Annotated in this window: 16 protein-coding genes and 1 pseudogene; 13 read left to right on the top strand and 4 right to left on the bottom strand. The window is 38.0% G+C overall.

The genetic code is table 11. The features are described from left to right. Nucleotides 1-36 precede the first annotated feature (36 nt). The 3 genes from MHH42_RS26100 (at nucleotide 37) to MHH42_RS26090 (ending at nucleotide 3,556) form a co-directional block, all read left to right on the top strand. Nucleotides 37-1,221, top strand: a complete 1,185-nt coding sequence (locus MHH42_RS26100) for a PDZ domain-containing protein (protein WP_016107240.1) — start codon at nucleotides 37-39, stop codon at nucleotides 1,219-1,221. Between the two features lie 242 nt (nucleotides 1,222-1,463). Next, nucleotides 1,464-3,179 (top strand): ABC transporter ATP-binding protein, encoded by a 1,716-nt coding sequence (locus MHH42_RS26095; protein WP_000944601.1) that lies wholly within the window; start codon nucleotides 1,464-1,466, stop codon nucleotides 3,177-3,179. A gap of 65 nt (nucleotides 3,180-3,244) precedes the next feature. Then, nucleotides 3,245-3,556, top strand: coding sequence for a heavy metal-binding domain-containing protein (locus MHH42_RS26090; protein WP_000637523.1), 312 nt, complete (start codon nucleotides 3,245-3,247; stop codon nucleotides 3,554-3,556). Between the two features lie 206 nt (nucleotides 3,557-3,762). Here the strand turns inward: MHH42_RS26090 and abc-f are convergent, their stop codons facing one another. The 4 genes from abc-f to MHH42_RS26070 all read right to left on the bottom strand — a co-directional run bounded on the left by abc-f (nucleotide 3,763) and on the right by MHH42_RS26070 (nucleotide 7,525). Then, nucleotides 3,763-5,397 carry a ribosomal protection-like ABC-F family protein gene (abc-f, locus tag MHH42_RS26085; RefSeq protein WP_340894563.1) on the bottom strand — a complete coding sequence of 545 codons (1,635 nt, stop codon included), beginning with the start codon at nucleotides 5,395-5,397 and terminating at the stop codon, nucleotides 3,763-3,765. Between the two features lie 264 nt (nucleotides 5,398-5,661). Next, nucleotides 5,662-6,207, bottom strand: coding sequence for a flavodoxin family protein (locus MHH42_RS26080; RefSeq protein WP_070173943.1), 546 nt, complete (start codon nucleotides 6,205-6,207; stop codon nucleotides 5,662-5,664). A gap of 4 nt (nucleotides 6,208-6,211) precedes the next feature. Continuing rightward, entirely contained in the window at nucleotides 6,212-6,580 is a 369-nt protein-coding gene (locus MHH42_RS26075) for a MerR family transcriptional regulator (RefSeq protein WP_001219224.1), read from the bottom strand. Nucleotides 6,581-6,631: 51 nt separating this feature from the next. Beyond that, nucleotides 6,632-7,525: a LysR family transcriptional regulator gene (locus MHH42_RS26070; RefSeq protein ID WP_340894561.1), complete on the bottom strand. Its 894-nt coding sequence runs from the start codon at nucleotides 7,523-7,525 to the stop codon at nucleotides 6,632-6,634. A gap of 152 nt (nucleotides 7,526-7,677) precedes the next feature. Here MHH42_RS26070 and MHH42_RS26065 point away from each other — a divergent pair, with 152 nt between their 5' ends. From MHH42_RS26065 to MHH42_RS26020, 10 genes and pseudogenes are all read left to right on the top strand, one after another. Then, nucleotides 7,678-8,700 carry a YeiH family protein gene (locus MHH42_RS26065; protein WP_000438410.1) on the top strand — a complete coding sequence of 341 codons (1,023 nt, stop codon included), beginning with the start codon at nucleotides 7,678-7,680 and terminating at the stop codon, nucleotides 8,698-8,700. Nucleotides 8,701-9,152: 452 nt separating this feature from the next. Continuing rightward, complete coding sequence (locus MHH42_RS26060; RefSeq protein ID WP_000538368.1) at nucleotides 9,153-9,350, top strand: helix-turn-helix transcriptional regulator; 198 nt, start codon at nucleotides 9,153-9,155, stop codon at nucleotides 9,348-9,350. 148 nt (nucleotides 9,351-9,498) lie between these two features. Continuing rightward, the gene (locus MHH42_RS26055) at nucleotides 9,499-9,726 is read left to right on the top strand and encodes a hypothetical protein (RefSeq protein ID WP_016107236.1); all 228 of its coding nucleotides are present in this window, start codon (nucleotides 9,499-9,501) and stop codon (nucleotides 9,724-9,726) included. A gap of 100 nt (nucleotides 9,727-9,826) precedes the next feature. Continuing rightward, nucleotides 9,827-10,588 carry a MerR family transcriptional regulator gene (locus MHH42_RS26050; RefSeq protein WP_000268449.1) on the top strand — a complete coding sequence of 254 codons (762 nt, stop codon included), beginning with the start codon at nucleotides 9,827-9,829 and terminating at the stop codon, nucleotides 10,586-10,588. Continuing rightward, the gene (locus MHH42_RS26045) at nucleotides 10,585-11,205 is read left to right on the top strand and encodes a hypothetical protein (RefSeq protein ID WP_070173942.1); all 621 of its coding nucleotides are present in this window, start codon (nucleotides 10,585-10,587) and stop codon (nucleotides 11,203-11,205) included. The genes MHH42_RS26050 and MHH42_RS26045 overlap by 4 nt, the downstream gene beginning before the upstream one ends. Nucleotides 11,206-11,250: 45 nt before the next feature. Then, nucleotides 11,251-11,682, top strand: a complete 432-nt coding sequence (locus tag MHH42_RS26040; RefSeq protein WP_000151995.1) for a DUF4362 domain-containing protein — start codon at nucleotides 11,251-11,253, stop codon at nucleotides 11,680-11,682. 151 nt (nucleotides 11,683-11,833) lie between these two features. Further along, a complete protein-coding gene (uvrB, locus tag MHH42_RS26035) occupies nucleotides 11,834-13,810 on the top strand; it encodes an excinuclease ABC subunit B (RefSeq protein WP_000401006.1) in 1,977 nt (658 codons plus the stop codon). Between the two features lie 11 nt (nucleotides 13,811-13,821). Beyond that, nucleotides 13,822-16,692 carry an excinuclease ABC subunit UvrA gene (gene uvrA, locus MHH42_RS26030; protein WP_070173941.1) on the top strand — a complete coding sequence of 957 codons (2,871 nt, stop codon included), beginning with the start codon at nucleotides 13,822-13,824 and terminating at the stop codon, nucleotides 16,690-16,692. A 59-nt stretch (nucleotides 16,693-16,751) separates the two neighbouring features. After that, nucleotides 16,752-17,199: pseudogene (locus tag MHH42_RS26025) on the top strand (DUF4275 family protein). Between the two features lie 114 nt (nucleotides 17,200-17,313). Continuing rightward, complete coding sequence (locus MHH42_RS26020) at nucleotides 17,314-17,694, top strand: phage holin family protein (protein WP_001267312.1); 381 nt, start codon at nucleotides 17,314-17,316, stop codon at nucleotides 17,692-17,694. Nucleotides 17,695-17,836 lie beyond the last annotated feature (142 nt).

Here is a 17,836-nt window from a genome sequence, read left to right as displayed (position 1 = left end):
AAAGAAAGAATGATATAAATGGTGGTGAATGAGTTCGTGGAGGCATGGCTTTTTGAAATAATGCGGGCAGTTGGACGTTTTTTCTTGCACCCTGCTGTCTATGTATTTTTAATAAGTAGTATCTTCGTTGGATATTTACGTATATTACGAGAACGAAAAGATTTTTCTTTTAAAGTTTATGATATTTGGTTTGAATTGCGAACATCTCTATTTGCAGGGCTTGGATATGGATTAATCGTATCTATTATTACGATTGGGCTTGGACTTGTTGTTTCCAAGGCGAGCTTATGGGCCATTTTACTTTGGACATTATTATTTGGATTAACTGCTATGTATCGATATTTATCGGCAGCTTATACGTTTAGTATCGCAATTGTATGTGTTTTATTATCTTCTAAGCTGCCAGTTTCCTTCTTACAGCTTGGAGAGGGTGAAGAGGGTACGATTGTATCTCTTGCTATTTTACTAGGCATCATGCTTGTTGTGGAGGGCTTATTGATTTCTAAAAACGCGGTGAGATATTCTACACCGAGGATTAGGAAGGGGAAACGTGGGCTCAAGATTGGTCTACACGAATCGAAGCGTTTATGGATCGTGCCGATTTTTATTCTTGTACCAGGTGATGCGGTAACCCAGTTTATTTCATGGTGGCCTGTCGTTTCAATAGGGACAAATACATATTCTCTATTCCTCGTTCCATTTTTAATTGGATTTATGCGAAAGATTAGAAGTTATGAGCCGACGGAAGCTTTACTCTTTACAGGAAGACGTGTTTATGGATTAGCTGGTCTTGTACTTGTTTTAGGGGTCGCGAGTTATTGGTGGCACGTACTTGCTATTATTGCAATGGGTGTCGCAATGCTTGGACGTTTTACGATTTCGATGCAAGAAAAAATTGTAGATGAGACAAGACCGGCATATTTCGCTGCACGCAATGATGGACTTGTTGTGTTAGATACAATTCCAAATACAATTGGGGCCGAGCTGAATTTACTGCCTGGAGAAATAATTACGAAAGTAAATGGAGTCGTTCCAAGGAGTGCCGAAGAATTTTATGATGCGCTTCAAACGAAAACAACAGGAGCTTTTTGTAAATTAGAAGTGGTAGATACAAATGGTGAGCTTCGTCTTGCTCAAACAGCATTATATGCTGGAGGACATCATGAGTTAGGCGTTGTATTTGTTCAGCAAGAGCACGAGTGGGATTCGGAAGCGATGTAATAAAAATGAGGGTGTTACCACTAGGTGACACCCTTTTTGTTTGATTGGGAGCAGCAGTACATGAAATTTATATCGGCGATTATCAGAATATATCAGCGCAATTGAAAATATATCGACTTTATGGCAAAAAACGGCAACTATCGCAAACCTTATTTGTAGTTTCGTAGTCGAATAACTTGAATAATTATTTGATAATGGTTATCATTTAGGGAGTCTTTTAATTTGGAAAAGGGAGGAAATATATGCTACGTAAATTTTTTTCTTACTATAAACCGTATAAAGGTTTATTTATACTCGATTTTTCTTGCGCGGTTATCGCAGGATTACTGGAACTTGGTTTCCCGCTTATCGTAAATCAATTTATTGATAAGTTATTACCAGGACAAAACTGGACGCTTATTTTATGGGCTTGTTTTGGTTTACTTGCAGTTTATATGTTAAATGCAGGTTTACAATATGTTGTTACCTACTGGGGGCATATGCTAGGAGTTAACATTGAAACAGATATGAGGCAGAAATTATTTGATCATATTCAAAAGCTATCATTCAGATTTTTTGATAATAATAAAACAGGTCATCTAATTTCACGTCTTACGAACGATTTAATGGAAATTGGGGAAATTGCTCACCACGGGCCAGAGGATTTATTCATCGCCGTAATGACTTTAGTTGGGGCATTTTCATTTATGATGATGATTAACTGGAAGTTAGCGCTTCTAACATTCTTTGTAATTCCATTCCTATTATGGTTGGCGCTTTACTTCAATAAAAAAATGACGGGTACGTTTAGACGTTTATTCTCAGATGTCGCTGATTTTAATGCATGTATCGAAAATAACGTCGGTGGTATTCGCGTTGTACAAGCATTCGGAAATGAAAAGTTTGAGAAAGACCAATTCGCTGTGAACAACGCTCGTTTCCGTACAACGAAATTAATGGCGTATAAAATTATGGCGCTAAACTCATCCATTAGTTATATGCTCATGCGTCTCGTAACGCTCTTCGTATTAATATGTGGCACATGGTTTGTTCTGCAAGGTGAGTTAACGTATGGTGGATTTATCGGATTCGTCTTATTAACGAATATTTTCTTCCGACCAATTGAGAAAATTAATGCAGTTATTGAAAGTTATCCGAAAGGAATCGCAGGTTTTAAAAGGTATGTAGAACTTCTTGAAACAGAGCCTGATATTGTGGATTCTAAAGATGCGATAGAAGTAAAGCATGTACACGGTGATATTCACTATAACAACATTACGTTCGGATATGAAAATAAAGAACCGATCTTAAATGATATTAGCTTGAAAATACACGCAGGTGAAACAGTTGCGTTCGTTGGGCCATCAGGGGCAGGTAAAACAACGTTATGTAGTTTATTACCACGCTTTTATGAGCAGGAATCTGGGTCAATCCAAATTGATGGCATTGATACGAAAGAGATGACTTTATCGTCACTTCGTAAACAAATTGGAATTGTACAGCAAGATGTATTCTTATTCTCAGGAACGATTCGCGAAAATATCGCTTATGGAAATTTACAGGCTTCAGAGGCTGCAATTTGGCAGGCGGTAAAACGTGCCCAGTTGGAGGATTTAATTTACTCGCAACCAGACGGTTTAGATACAGTTATCGGTGAGCGTGGTGTGAAACTTTCAGGAGGGCAGAAGCAGCGTCTAGCAATTGCTCGTATGTTCTTGAAAAACCCGCCAATTTTAATATTAGATGAAGCGACTTCTGCATTAGATACAGAGACGGAACTTGCTATTCAAAAATCACTTGCAGAACTAGCTGTCGGTCGTACAACATTAGTTATTGCTCACAGGCTTGCAACTATTAAAAATGCGGATCGTATCGTCGTTGTAAATAAAGATGGTATTGCAGAACAAGGTTCGCATGAGGAATTAATTGAGCGAGGCGGAGGGTATAGCCGATTATACGAAGCACAGTTTAGTTCGTAAATATAATTTTTGCTGAATTCGTGCACCATAAGTAAGTGGAAATCTTATATGGGAGGCTATAAAGCATGATTGTAACAACAACATCTACAATTCAAGGGAAAGAAATTATTGAGTATATTGATATCGTGAATGGAGAAGCGATTATGGGTGCGAATATTGTTCGTGACCTTTTCGCATCTGTCCGTGACGTTGTCGGCGGCCGTGCAGGCGCTTATGAAAGTAAATTAAAAGAAGCGCGCGACATTGCAATGGAAGAGATGAAAACATTCGCAAGGCAAAAAAATGCGAATGCCATCGTTGGTATCGACGTGGATTACGAAGTAGTTCGCGAAGGAATGCTAATGGTTGCGGTGAGTGGGACTGCTGTCCGTATATAAAGTGAAACTTTAATCAGTGGGGGGCATCCCGGCTAGTTATTAGCCTTCACCAGCTGGGCATTTAATGCCCACAAGTAGCAAGATAAAGTGAAAAGCCGTGCTGGTGCACGGCTTTTTGTTATTGTGATGTCTAATATTATCTTTATGTCGAAGCCACGATATTTCTTGGGAAATGTGGAAGGCCCCGTCGATATATAGGGAAGACATTAGAGCGCTTCTTTACACCGCTGAATTTGAACTAATAATTTTTCATATTCTTGTTCAAGAAATGTGATGTCATCCTGATGATTGGGTATAGAAATCCGGCTGATGACTTCTGTTAATTTCGTTTGTAATCGCAATAATTCTTGTTCAGTAACGTTTACGGAAGCTTGAGTGGTTCTTTTAATGTATTGCTCGTAATTGCCATAGAATATTCTTGGTTCGCTCTCATCTACTTGTAGAATATGGTCTGCAACAGAACGAATAAAGGCACGGTCATGGCTAATGAAGAGTATAGTGCCAGGATACTCTTGTAACATGTTTTCTAATTCTTCCTGTGTTGTTAAATCTAAATAGTTCGTCGGTTCATCGAGCAGGAGCATATTATAGTTTCCTAAAAATACTTTTGCGAGTGCAACCTTCATTCGTTCACCCCCGCTTAGAACGTGCACAGGTTTATGAACAACTTCACGACGGAATAGAAGCCGGGCAAGTATTGTGCGAACGAATGCTTCTGTATAGTTGGTTTCTTCTAGAACGTTCTCTAAAATGGTTTTATCTGTTTTTAAAATGGATAGTGCTTGTTCAAAGTATCCAATTTTACAACTTTTTGAAAGCTGAATGCCACGCTCGTTTGTGAGAAGCATATTGAACAAAGTTGTTTTGCCACTTCCGTTTGCTCCTAAAATAGCTAATTTTGCACCAGGGGCAATAGTTCCATTCATATTTTTAAATAGTGTGCGGTCGCCTATTTTCTTTGTTGCTTTATTGAACTGTACTGCCACTTTACTATGAATGGGTGTATGGTATTGCACGTCAAACTGAGCCTGAGAAAGATCTTTTGGCTTTTCTTTCTTTTCTAGTTTTTCGAGACGTGTTTCTAATGCTTTGGCTGCTTTGCTAACCTGTTCTTGCCCATGAGCCCCGCTTAACTTATAAAGTTTAGATTCAGATGAACTGAACCGAGTTGGGATTTTTGTCATGCTAGAAGCACGTTGTTTTTTTTGTGAAATTGATTGCTCTAAACGATTTTTTTCTTGTATATATTGCTCATACTCTGCTTGCTTTTGTATTCGTTCACGTTCTTTTTGCTTTCGATAGTTGGAATAGTTTCCTTTATACTCTTGAATCATGCCGTCTTCAATTTCAATGATTTTTGTGCATATATTATCTAAAAAATCACGATCGTGCGATATTAAAACAAGTGCCCCTTTATAAGATAAAAGTGCTTTTTCTAATTGCTCTGTACCGGCCATATCTAAGTGGCTCGTTGGTTCATCAGCGAATAAAATGCCTGCATCTTGTTCGAGAGCATGGGCAATCTTTAGGCGCATTCGTTCGCCGCCGCTCATTGAATTTGCGACGTTTGAAATACTCCATTTTCCTTTTGCAAGAGAAGAAGCGGTTTCCAGTATTGTATCGCTAAGCTGTGGAATGATGGCGATAGAACTATGATGAGTTACTGTCCCTTTGTCAGCTTCTATTTCTTTACTTAATATTTGCAACAACGTAGATTTTCCAGCTCCGTTGACTCCAACGATTCCTATGCGATCGTGTGCGTGAATTTCTATTGATGGTAACGTAAATATGGTACGGTCACCAAAGCTCTTTTCAATATTACGTGCGAATAAAATAGTCATAAAAAAACCTCCCTAGTTTCACTAGAGAGGATAAACGTCGCCCTTCAATGTAAAAATCGTACATAAATAAACGATTTTTCACATGATCGTCTCGAAAGAAAGTATCGACAAATGGACAGACTAATCCCCTGCTAGTTTTCATCATTTTTGTTCACTATTTGTGATGGATGAAATAAATAAGAGAATTAGAACTTCATTGGTCAAAGTACCTTCCTTTCATAATATTATTTTTATTGTATGCGCATACAAATGGGTTTGTCAAACTTATTTCTGTTGGCTATTTTTAAATTTGCTATTATACAGTTGTGCCTTTGTAAGTGCTTCAGCATCATTTTTGATTTCATCCAATCCATTCGCATCCCCGATAATATACCCTTCAAATGATGAACCAACAAAATCAAAGATATACTGGAATTGAGAAATAAGTGGCAATGCTTTCAGTTTCGGATTGTCTCCGCCAACGGTGACGACGTACATTTTTTTACCTTTCATTTTCTCTTTGAAATGAAGAGAGGTATTGCGTAAGCTTTGTGACCAGCGATCAACGAAGTTTTTCATATGGCCGCTCATTCCGTACCAGTATAGTGGTGTAGCAAAGATAATCGTGTCGTGCTCTAGCATGCGTTTGGTTAATTGCTCGTAGTCATCATTTACAGGTTGAAATCCTTCAGCATCATGGCGTTGGTCTGTAATAGGGTAAATGGTATGGTCACGTAAATAAATTTGTTCTGCTTTCATTCCATCAATCATCATATATGTTAAGGCTTCCGTATTCCCATTTCGTCTTGAACTGCCGTGTATAACAAACATGCAATCATCCCTTTTCTTTTTCTTGTTTTAGGAGTGAAACGTGTTTTTGTAAATTCGTTTGAATGTTGGAAAGTAATGAGATTTGCCTTGTTACTTCATTGAGCTTATCTTCGTAAAGTGCAAGGATACTGCTGCATGGATTTTCGTATAGATGTGGTTCGATTTCGAGGCAGCGCAGCATTCTTGCGGTTTCTTCTAAATTTAAGCCGAGCTGTAAGTACATTTGGATAAGCTCTACTTTTTCAATGGCACTTTTATCGAAATCACGATAGCCGTTTGTGAGGCGATTTGAAGGGAGCAATCCCTTTTCTTCATAATGTCTTAGTGATCTTTCGCTAACGCCAGTTTCTTTTGATAACTCTCCAATTCGCACTGCATTTCACTCCTTTTACATGTATTGTAAACCTTCACACTAATGTGAAGGTCAACTCTGTTTTATCGCAAAAGAATCTACATGATTTAAAAACACTTGAATGGCTTTAGATGGAATGAAATATTTGCCACGCACGATGGAGAATGGACGAATTAGTTTTTCAGTTGGAACTTCGACGTGGAATAGTTCTTTGGCTAGTAGTTCTTTCCGCACGGTCCAATCAGAAAGTATAGCGATGCCAAGCCCGGCAGCGACGGCTTCCTTTACACTTTGAATGCTACTAAATGTAAAGAATCGTTTCATTTTTAAATGATGTTGATGAATAAAACGATCGCTATAGGCACGTGTCCCAGAGCCACTTTCTCTTAATACCCATACTTGGTCTTGAAGAGTAGCTTCGTTTATATCCTTGATGTGAAGTAATGGGTGATTTGGAGGGACGACGAGCTTCATTTCATCTTGCATAAACGTTTCAACGTCTACGTCAGCATATACGACTTGCCCCTCTACTAAGCCGATATCAATTTGATTAGAGCGAAGGCTTTGCAAAACTTCTTCTGTATTAGAGATAAGGGTATGAACTTCAACGTGCGGATTTTCATTGGCATAGTTAGCGAGTATTTTGGGAAGTAAGTATTCGCCAATTGTAAAACTAGCGCCGATGCGAAGTGTTCCTGTTACAACGTTATGTAATTCGTTAATTTCCTGTTTTGCATCATCATAAAGAGAGAGCATTTGCTTTGCATGTATATATAAAATGTTTCCAGACTCGGTCACTTGAACGTGCTTTGGGGAGCGCTGAATGAGTGTAGTTCCAAATTCATTTTCCAGGTTGCGAATGTGCATGCTTACACCGGGTTGTGAAAGGTTTAAAAGTTCTGCTGCACGAGAGAAATGTTTCTGTTCAACGACAGTCACAAAGATTTTCAAAATGTCGACGTTCATTTGTTAGGCCCCTTTATTTTTGTTTTTATTCTATCATAAGTATTTCTGATGATAGAGATTTAATATTGATATTAAACTTATTATAAAAACTCTCTTATAATGTAAGTAGAAAGAACATGCATGTTCCAATACGATTATTGGGGTGGTACAAGGTGGAACAAACACTTGTTATACAAAAGAAGAAGGGCTTTGGATTTTCGCAAGGTATTGGGATTACATTATTAATCGCCATTGCTGCGAAATATTTAGCGGAGCTTCCATTTTTAAATATTATGGGACAATTAGTAATTGCTATTCTAATTGGGATGATTTGGCGCGCAGCGATTGGAGTCCCTCCAGAAGCGATAGCGGGAACGAACTTTGCGAGTAAGAAGTTGCTTCGCTTTGGGATTATCTTACTTGGAATGCGATTAAATCTGGTTGATATTGCGAAGGCGGGGCCGAAAGTATTGGTCATCGCAGCGGTAGTTATTACATTCACCATTTTCGTTGTATATGGATTGACAAAAGTATTTAAAGTAGAAAAGAAACTTGGGATTTTAACGGCGTGTGGAACGGCGATTTGTGGTGCGGCAGCGGTCGTGGCAATTGCACCACAAGTGAAAGCAAAGGACGATGAAACGGCGGTTGGTGCCGCAATTATTGCTATTTTAGGTACGATATTTACGCTTATTTATACATTATTATATCCAGTGCTTGGCTTATCTCCGTACGGTTACGGTGTATTCTCGGGGGCGACGCTGCATGAAATTGCTCACGTAATTGCGGCTGCGGCACCAGGCGGTAGCACGGCTGTCGACATCGCGGTTATCGTGAAATTAACGCGCGTTGCGATGCTTGTACCAGTAGCGATTTTAATTGGGTTATGGTTTGGTAAGAGCGAGGGAAGCGAAGAAAAGAAATCGTGGAAGGAGCTTCCGATTCCTTGGTTTATATTCGGATTTTTAGCGATGAGTGCGGTGCATTCACTCGGGATTATCCCCGAAGTTGTTGCCGGCTATATTGTAATAATTGCGTACATGCTTATCGCAATGGCGATGGCAGGTCTCGGTTTAAATGTAGAGTTTAAAACGTTCCGTAAATTAGGAAGCAAAGCATTTGTAGCAGGGCTGATCGGCTCGGTTTGTCTTTCTATTCTTGGATATGTTCTTGTATGGGTATTAGGATTTATGTAGTAGAGGAGAAAGCTGTTCCAAAAGATATTTTGGGACAGCTTTTTCTTATGATTATAGCGCTATGGATTTCAGTATTTGTTAGTAAGTCGATATATTGGGAGAATCGCCGATATAAATGGAGTTGCGCTGATATATTTAGAAAATCGCCGATATAAATGGAGTTGCGCTGATATATTTAGAAAATCGCCGATATAAATGGAGTTGCGCTGATATATTTAGAAAATCGCCGATATAAATGGAGTTGCGCTGATATATTTAGAAAATCGCCAATATAAATGGAGTTACGTCGATATATTGGGAGAATCGCTGATATAAACTTAACTACTATCGTACTTTGTTAGAGAAGGTGTTCAGTGGAATGTTTTTCTAAAATTTGTAAAATGATCTTTACTTGTAATTGGAAAATATTTATAATTCAAGTAAAGATATCTTTACTTTTGAAGGTGGATCCTATGGGTGTGAAAAATAAAATTAAAGAATTAAGAAAGCAAAATCATATAACACAAGTTGAAATGGCAAAGGTGATGCAGGTAACGCGTCAGACGATTATAGCGATTGAAAATCACCATTACAATCCGAGTCTAGAGTTATCCCTAAAAATCGCCAAATATTTTGGGATGAAGGTGGAGGAAATCTTTACGCTGGAGTAAGGGGAGAGGAAATAAATGATAAGTTTGAGAGATTTCAATTAGATTAAACGTTTAAATATATAAGGACTGGTTTTGGGGTATTAATTAGTATGTTATCAATGAGCGTATTAACAAAGACTAGCAAATAGATATATAAAGGGGAAGCGGAATGGGATTACCGGTGTTATGTGTCGCTACAGCTATTTTTGCACTTCTTTGGGGAATGCAAAATTTCTCTCGTAATCCAGTGCCAAGTATTTGTATTATGATTGGTACTGTTGGTTTATCGTATTATTTATTAGTTTCAACTCATTACCATAAAACAGCAACAAGTGTTGTTGTTGGAGCACTTATTTTATTTTGTGGGCGCGCTGTACAAAAAGGATTATTTCCGTAAAAGCTGTTTATACAATGAGTATAAACAGCTTTTTGTATTTTTTTTACAAAAGTCTTGAAAGTTACGTAACGTCATCTTTTATAATGAAGGGGAAGAGGTGATGGCAGTGATTTCAATACAAGAATTGACGAGAGAGACAGGGGTAACAGTACGTACATTACGTTATTATGATCAAATAGATTTATTAAAGCCGAGCGGGAAAACAGAAGGCGGGCATCGTTTATATAGTGAAGCTGACGTAATACGTCTCCAACAAATTTTATTTTTAAAAGAAATGGGATTTTCACTAAAAGAGTCTGCGAATATGTTAGTAAAAGGTGAGCTTAACTTAAAGGATTCGCTTGAAAAACAACTTCGGTTTGTACAGGAAGAACAAAAGAAATTCAATCGAATGGAGCGCGTTTTACAAGCAGTTGTTTATTCGGTGGATGTGGAGGGAGAGCTCGATTGGAAAGTTATGTTTGAACTGATCCAGCTTTCGAAACAGTCTTCTCGTATACGTGAAATATTTCAAAATGAAGTATTTTCAAAGGAAGAACAAAAGTTGCTTCATAATTTGCCAAATATGAGTGAGGAAGATCCCAATGTGTTAGAGTGGGTAGATTTATTAAAGCAATTACGCACTTTTATGAAAGACGGTAAAGAAACTGCAAGTGATGAGGTGCAAGGGGCAATGAAGAGATTAATGCAGAAGTGTTTAGAAATGGCCAATGGTGATGAAGCGTTTTTAGATAAGTTATGGGAAGTTAGAAAATCGAAGGAAGATTCACAGAAAATGAGCATGTATCCAATCGAAGAAGAATTTTTATTATATATGGATGAAGCTTTTCGTATATATGATGAAAAGGAGAAGGATAAATGAGTATACTCGCAGAATATCGTTGGTACTTTTTAATTGGGGCAGAGATTGTATTTTGGTTATCGGCTATCGGTTTCTTTTTACTCCGTTATGGATTCCGTTTGAAGAAGGCAAGCTTTATTATGGGGATTGTACTACTCGTAAATGAAGTGTTCATTTTAACCTTAGGGGTAGTGGACTATTATCAAACAGGGAAGTTTTCTAACTTTCAGATTATTACCGTAATCATTTTATTGTATGCGGTCTTCTACGGGAAAAAGGATTTGAAGAAGCTTGATATATTTGTGCAAAAGTTAGCTGCGAAATGGCGGAATGAACCAGCGCCTATTATGGAAGAACAGGTAGAATTAACAGGTATGGCCTATGCGAAGCAGGAAATGAAAAATTGGGTATTACATCTTGTTTTATTCGTTGGTGTGCATATATTCTTTTTCTTCGCGTATGGATTTATTCCATTTGAACAATGGGGAAATTGGTTAGAATCGGGAATCGTTTTAAATAAAGCTGCAAGTCGCGTGAGCCAAGTGTGGGCAGTTATATTTTTAGTTGATACAGCAATTTCATTTTCATATGTTATTTTTCCGAAGAAGGAGAAAGGGAAAGAAAAGCTACTTTCGTAGAGGAAAGTAGCTTTTGCAGTATACAAATAATTCTTATAGGAGAGGATGACAATAGGGAAAAGAAGTGGTTTTATATGCCTACTTCTCTTTAGTTTAGTAGCATGCTCACAACCTAACATTACAATTGATAAGAAGAATGATGTCATTGTAAAGGAAGCAGTAACTTCTAATCTAGATAAATTTGAAAAGTTCGTTTTGAATGTGGAACAAGGGGAAGTTGATAAAGTAAGAATTGTACATTATACACATGAAGGTGATCCGGTTTTTCAAACGTTAGAGTATAGTGGAACAGATATAATTCATATGTTAGATAATAGGCAAGATCGATTTGCTGGTAATCATACAGATATAGATGAAGATAGTTGTAAAAGGATTGTTAAAGAGCAGCGTGAATTACAAACGGCTTATAGGTTAATAGACTGTGTGAATGAAAATGGGCGCAATGGATATGATTTATTATATGTACCTAAAAAATAGAGTTAGTAGAGGAAGGAAGTTTTGACTCCTTCCTTTTTCTATGTATATATTGTCGAAAATTTTACCGAATATCTGTTCGTTTTTTTAGGTTTTTTATGGGCATTCGTGGTAAAATAATAATACAGATTTTTATGAGGAGGTCGGATTTTACTTGGAACATCAATTTGAAATTATCTCAGCGTATTCCCCGCAAGGTGATCAGCCGGTAGCTATAGAGAAGCTTGTAGAGGGACTTAATAGTGGAAAGAAAAAGCAAGTGTTGCTGGGAGCGACAGGAACGGGTAAGACATTTACGATTTCAAATGTCATTAAAGAAGTACAGAAGCCAACACTTGTGATGGCTCATAATAAAACGTTAGCAGGACAATTATATAGTGAGCTGAAAGATTTTTTTCCGAATAATGCAGTTGAATATTTTGTTAGTTATTACGATTATTATCAACCAGAAGCGTATGTGCCGCAAACGGATACTTTTATAGAAAAGGATGCGCAAATTAATGATGAAATCGATAAATTGCGTCACTCAGCAACGTCTGCATTATTTGAACGGGACGATGTAATTATCGTTGCGAGTGTTTCGTGTATATATGGTTTAGGTTCTCCGGAAGAATACCGCGAGTTAGTTGTTTCACTTCGAGTTGGTATGGAAAAGGACCGCAATCAATTGCTTCGTGAACTTGTTGATGTACAGTACGGACGTAATGATATTGATTTCAAGCGTGGGACATTCCGTGTGCGCGGAGATGTAGTTGAAATCTTCCCGGCATCACTTGACGAGCATTGTATTCGAATTGAATTTTTCGGTGATGAAATCGATCGTATTCGTGAAGTAAATGCGTTAACAGGTGAAGTATTAGCAGAACGTGATCATGTAGCAATCTTCCCAGCATCTCACTTCGTTACACGTGAAGAAAAAATGAAGGTTGCTATTGAAAATATAGAAAAAGAATTAGAAGAGCGTTTAAAAGAATTAAATGATAATGGTAAGTTGTTGGAAGCGCAGCGTATAGAGCAACGTACACGTTATGATCTAGAAATGATGCGCGAGATGGGCTTTTGTTCAGGGATTGAAAACTATTCCCGTCATTTAACACTTCGTCCAGCGGGTGCAACGCCGTATACGTTATTAGACTATTTCCCGAAGGATTTCTTAATTGTTATGGATGAGTCGCACGTATCAGTGCCGCAAGTAAGAGCAATGTATAACGGGGACCAAGCACGTAAGCAAGTACTTGTGGATCATGGATTCCGTCTGCCATCAGCTTTAGATAATAGACCGCTCACGTTCGATGAGTTTGAAGAGAAAACGAATCAAGTCATTTACGTTTCGGCAACGCCAGGACCATACGAATTAGAGCAGTCACCGGGGGTAATAGAACAAATTATTCGTCCAACAGGGCTTTTAGATCCACCAATTGATATACGACCAATTGAAGGTCAAATTGACGATTTATTAGGAGAAATTCAAGATCGTATTGCAAAAAATGAACGTGTATTAATTACGACTTTAACGAAAAAAATGTCAGAGGATTTAACGGATTACTTAAAAGATGTAGGAATTAAAGTGAACTATCTTCACTCTGAAATTAAAACGTTAGAACGTATTGAAATTATCCGTGACCTTCGCCTTGGTAAGTTTGATGTACTTGTCGGTATTAACTTATTACGAGAAGGATTAGATATTCCAGAAGTATCACTTGTAGCTATTTTAGATGCAGATAAGGAAGGATTCTTGCGTTCAGAACGTTCGTTAATTCAAACGATTGGTCGTGCGGCGCGTAATGAAAACGGCCGCGTTATTATGTACGCAGATCGCATAACGAGATCGATGGGAATTGCAATTGAAGAAACGCAGCGTCGTCGTACTATACAAGAAGCTTACAATGAAGAGCATGGTATCACGCCGAAAACGATTCAAAAAGGCGTTCGTGATGTAATCCGTGCAACGACAGCGGCCGAAGAACCGGAAACATATGAAGCAACTCCTGCTAAGAAGATGACGAAGAAAGAACGTGAGAAAACAATCGCTAAGATCGAAGCAGAGATGAAAGAAGCAGCAAAAGCGTTAGACTTCGAGCGTGCAGCTGAATTAAGAGATTTACTATTAGAATTAAAAGCGGAAGGGTGAAAAGAGTGAGCATGAGCAAGGATTTTATCGTTGTAAAAGGTGCTAGAGCACATAACTTAAAAAATATTGATGTAACCATTCCGAGAAATCAGCTTGTTGTTGTAACGGGATTGTCTGGTTCAGGGAAATCATCATTAGCGTTTGATACAATTTATGCAGAAGGGCAGCGCAGATATGTAGAATCGTTATCTGCGTATGCACGCCAATTTTTAGGACAAATGGATAAACCGGATGTCGATACGATTGAAGGGTTGTCACCAGCGATTTCGATTGATCAAAAAACAACGAGTCGTAATCCACGTTCAACTGTCGGGACAGTGACGGAGATTTATGATTATTTACGTTTATTATTCGCACGAATTGGTACGCCGATTTGTCCAAATCACGGAATTGAAATTACATCACAAACAGTGGAACAGATGGTAGACCGTGTTCTTGAATATCCTGAACGTACGAAATTACAAGTGTTAGCTCCTATCGTGTCTGGACGTAAAGGTGCACATGTGAAAGTACTTGAAGATATTAAGAAGCAAGGGTATGTTCGTGTACGTGTTGATGGTGAAATGCTAGATGTGTCAGAAGAGATTACGTTAGATAAAAATAAAAAGCATTCTATTGAAGTTGTAATTGACCGTATTGTTGTAAAGGAAGGAATTGCGAGTCGTCTTGCGGATTCTCTTGAAAGTGCATTAAAGCTTGGCGGGGGACGAGTGTTAATCGATGTTATGGGAGAAGAGGAACTTCTATTTAGTGAACATCATGCATGTCCGCATTGTGGTTTTTCAATTGGTGAATTAGAGCCACGTATGTTCTCATTCAACAGTCCGTTCGGTGCATGTCCTTCTTGTGATGGACTTGGCTCAAAGTTAGAGGTAGATTTAGAGCTTGTCATTCCGAACTGGGATTTAACATTAAATGAACATGCGATTGCTCCTTGGGAACCGACAAGTTCACAATATTACCCACAACTTTTACAATCTGTGTGTAATCATTACGGCGTTGACATGGATATGCCTGTGAAAGATATACCGAAAGATTTATTTGATAAAGTGTTGTACGGGAGCGGTGAAGAGAAAGTTTATTTCCGCTATGTAAATGAATTTGGTCAAGTAAAGGAAAATGAGATTTTATTTGAAGGTGTTATTCCGAATATAGAGCGTCGTTATCGTGAGACGAGTTCTGATTATGTTCGTGAACAAATGGAGAAATATATGGCGGAGCAAGCTTGTCCGAAGTGTAAAGGCGGACGCTTAAAGCCTGAGAGTTTAGCTGTTTTCGTTGGTGATAAAACGATTGCTGACGTAACGAAATATTCTGTTCAAGAAGTACAGGAATTCTTCTCAAATGTTGAGTTAACGGAGAAACAACAAAAAATTGCTCATTTAATTCTAAGAGAAATTCAAGAACGTGTAGGTTTCTTAGTAAACGTTGGCTTAGATTATTTAACGTTAAGTCGTGCGGCTGGTACTTTATCAGGTGGTGAGGCACAACGTATTCGCCTAGCAACACAAATTGGTTCTCGACTCACTGGCGTACTTTACATCCTTGATGAGCCTTCTATCGGTTTACATCAGCGCGATAATGATCGTCTTATTCGTACATTGCAGGAAATGCGTGACTTAGGAAATACGTTAATTGTTGTTGAGCATGATGAAGATACGATGATGGCTGCTGATTATTTACTTGATATCGGACCTGGTGCAGGTATTCATGGTGGTCAAGTTGTATCAGCAGGTACACCAGCTGAAGTTATGCAAGATGAGAATTCGTTAACAGGAAAATATTTAAGCGGTAAAGAGTTTATTCCAGTTCCACTTGAAAGACGTAAAGGTGACGGACGTAAAGTGGAGATTGTCGGTGCAAAAGAGAATAACTTAAAGAATGCAAAGATGTCATTCCCACTTGGTACGTTTGTAGCGGTAACGGGTGTATCTGGATCAGGTAAAAGTACGATGATTAATGAAGTACTATATAAATCGTTAGCGCAAAAGTTATATAAAGCGAAAGCGAAGCCAGGTGCTCATAAAGAGATTAAAGGTCTTGAGCATTTAGATAAAGTAATTGATATTGATCAATCGCCAATCGGTCGTACACCACGTTCTAACCCAGCGACGTATACAGGTGTATTCGATGATATTCGTGATGTGTTTGCTCAAACGAATGAAGCGAAAGTGCGCGGATATCAAAAAGGACGTTTTAGCTTTAATGTGAAAGGCGGACGTTGTGAAGCGTGCCGTGGTGATGGAATTATTAAAATCGAAATGCACTTCTTACCAGACGTATACGTGCCGTGTGAAGTTTGTCATGGTAAACGTTACAACCGTGAAACGTTAGAAGTGAAATATAAAGATAAGAACATTTCTGAAGTATTAGGAATGACAATTGAAGATGGGGTACAGTTCTTCGCTAATATCCCAAAAATTAAGCGTAAACTTCAAACGCTTGTAGACGTTGGGCTAGGTTATATGAAATTAGGACAGCCGGCAACGACGTTATCAGGTGGTGAAGCACAGCGCGTGAAATTAGCCTCTGAATTACACCGTCGTTCTACAGGGCGTACGTTATACATTTTAGACGAACCAACGACGGGTTTACATGCACATGATATTGCACGTCTTCTAGAAGTGTTGCAACGTCTTGTAGAGAGTGGTGAGACGGTACTTGTAATTGAACATAATTTAGATGTAATTAAAACAGCTGATTATATCGTTGACCTTGGACCAGAGGGCGGGGACAAAGGTGGACAAATCGTCGCTTCTGGAACGCCAGAGCAAGTAGTAAAAGAAGAACGCTCGTATACAGGTAAGTATTTAAAAGAGATTTTAAATCGTGATAAAGCAAGAATGAAAGAGAAAATAAAAGAAGTAGAGCTATCGCAATAAGTTTATTACGAAAAACCGAGTGGAAATGACACTCGGTTTTTCGTTCATAGGGGGAGAAAATGGAGTTTATAGATGTTTTAAGAAAGAAAAATATGAAGGTAAGAGAGTTTCAAAATTGGGGTGTTTATTTTCGCAAGCGCTGGGAGGAGCATTTTGCAAACCATTTAAGTGATGAAGAAAAAGAAGACATTTTCCTTTATGGAGATAAGTATGGCTGTGGGTATCTTTGGCACATATTTAGTTATGAGAAGAAGAAGTGTTTAGAGGGGAAAGAAGCGGAGAACGCGTTTCATAATGAAGTGAAAAAGGAGTGCTATATCTTCTATCAACACTGTAATGATGTACTACTAATAAAAGATGCGAGTTTATTAAGTATGGATGATATATTACGTGAAACAGATGATATGTATAAAGGTGATATATATTGTAGATAAAGATTTCACTTGGACTTTTGTAAAAACTCATGAAGATAGATGGTGTGGTCCTTATTTTACTAGGAGATGTTAGTAGGTATACAAGCATGAAGGGTAGAATAAGTTGATATAAGTGTTTGTATGATACTTGCGTTTATTGTCTATTAGCGTATGATGAAATATATATGTCAAAAGGATGTGTAAGAAAATGAGATGGATTGTATCACTTCTTGTAAATAGCGTTGTGTTAATCGCTGTATCGGGACTTTTAAAAGGGATTGCACCAGACGCGTTTTACGTAGCAAATATACAAACTGCAATTATTGCGAGTATTATATTGGCGGTTTTAAATGTGTTTGTAAAACCATTTTTAATTTTAATTACGCTACCAATTACTGTTGTAACGTTCGGGTTCTTCTTAATTGTTATTAATGCGATTACGTTAAAAATAACAGATTCATTATTAGGAGATGCTTTTAATATAACAGGGTTTGGCGTAGCAATTATTGCGGCAATTTGTATTTCTATTTTTAATATGATAATTGAAAAGGCAATTGTTGAACCGTTATATGAAAAAAAGAGAAAATGACAAAAAGAAAAACATTTCATCATTCGTATGAAATGTTTTTTTCTATTTATGAGAAACCGTATTTCTTGTTTCCAGAAAAAAATGGTACAATATCCGGTAGAATGGAATTTTACATCAAACGAGACTGAACCCGCAGCGGAGT

The sequence above is a fragment of the Bacillus sp. FSL L8-0099 genome, assembly GCF_038006385.1.
Classification (GTDB): domain Bacteria; phylum Bacillota; class Bacilli; order Bacillales; family Bacillaceae_G; genus Bacillus_A; species Bacillus_A toyonensis.
The sequence above is the reverse complement of the archived record's forward strand: the minus strand, read 5'-3'. Positions and strand labels throughout refer to the sequence as shown.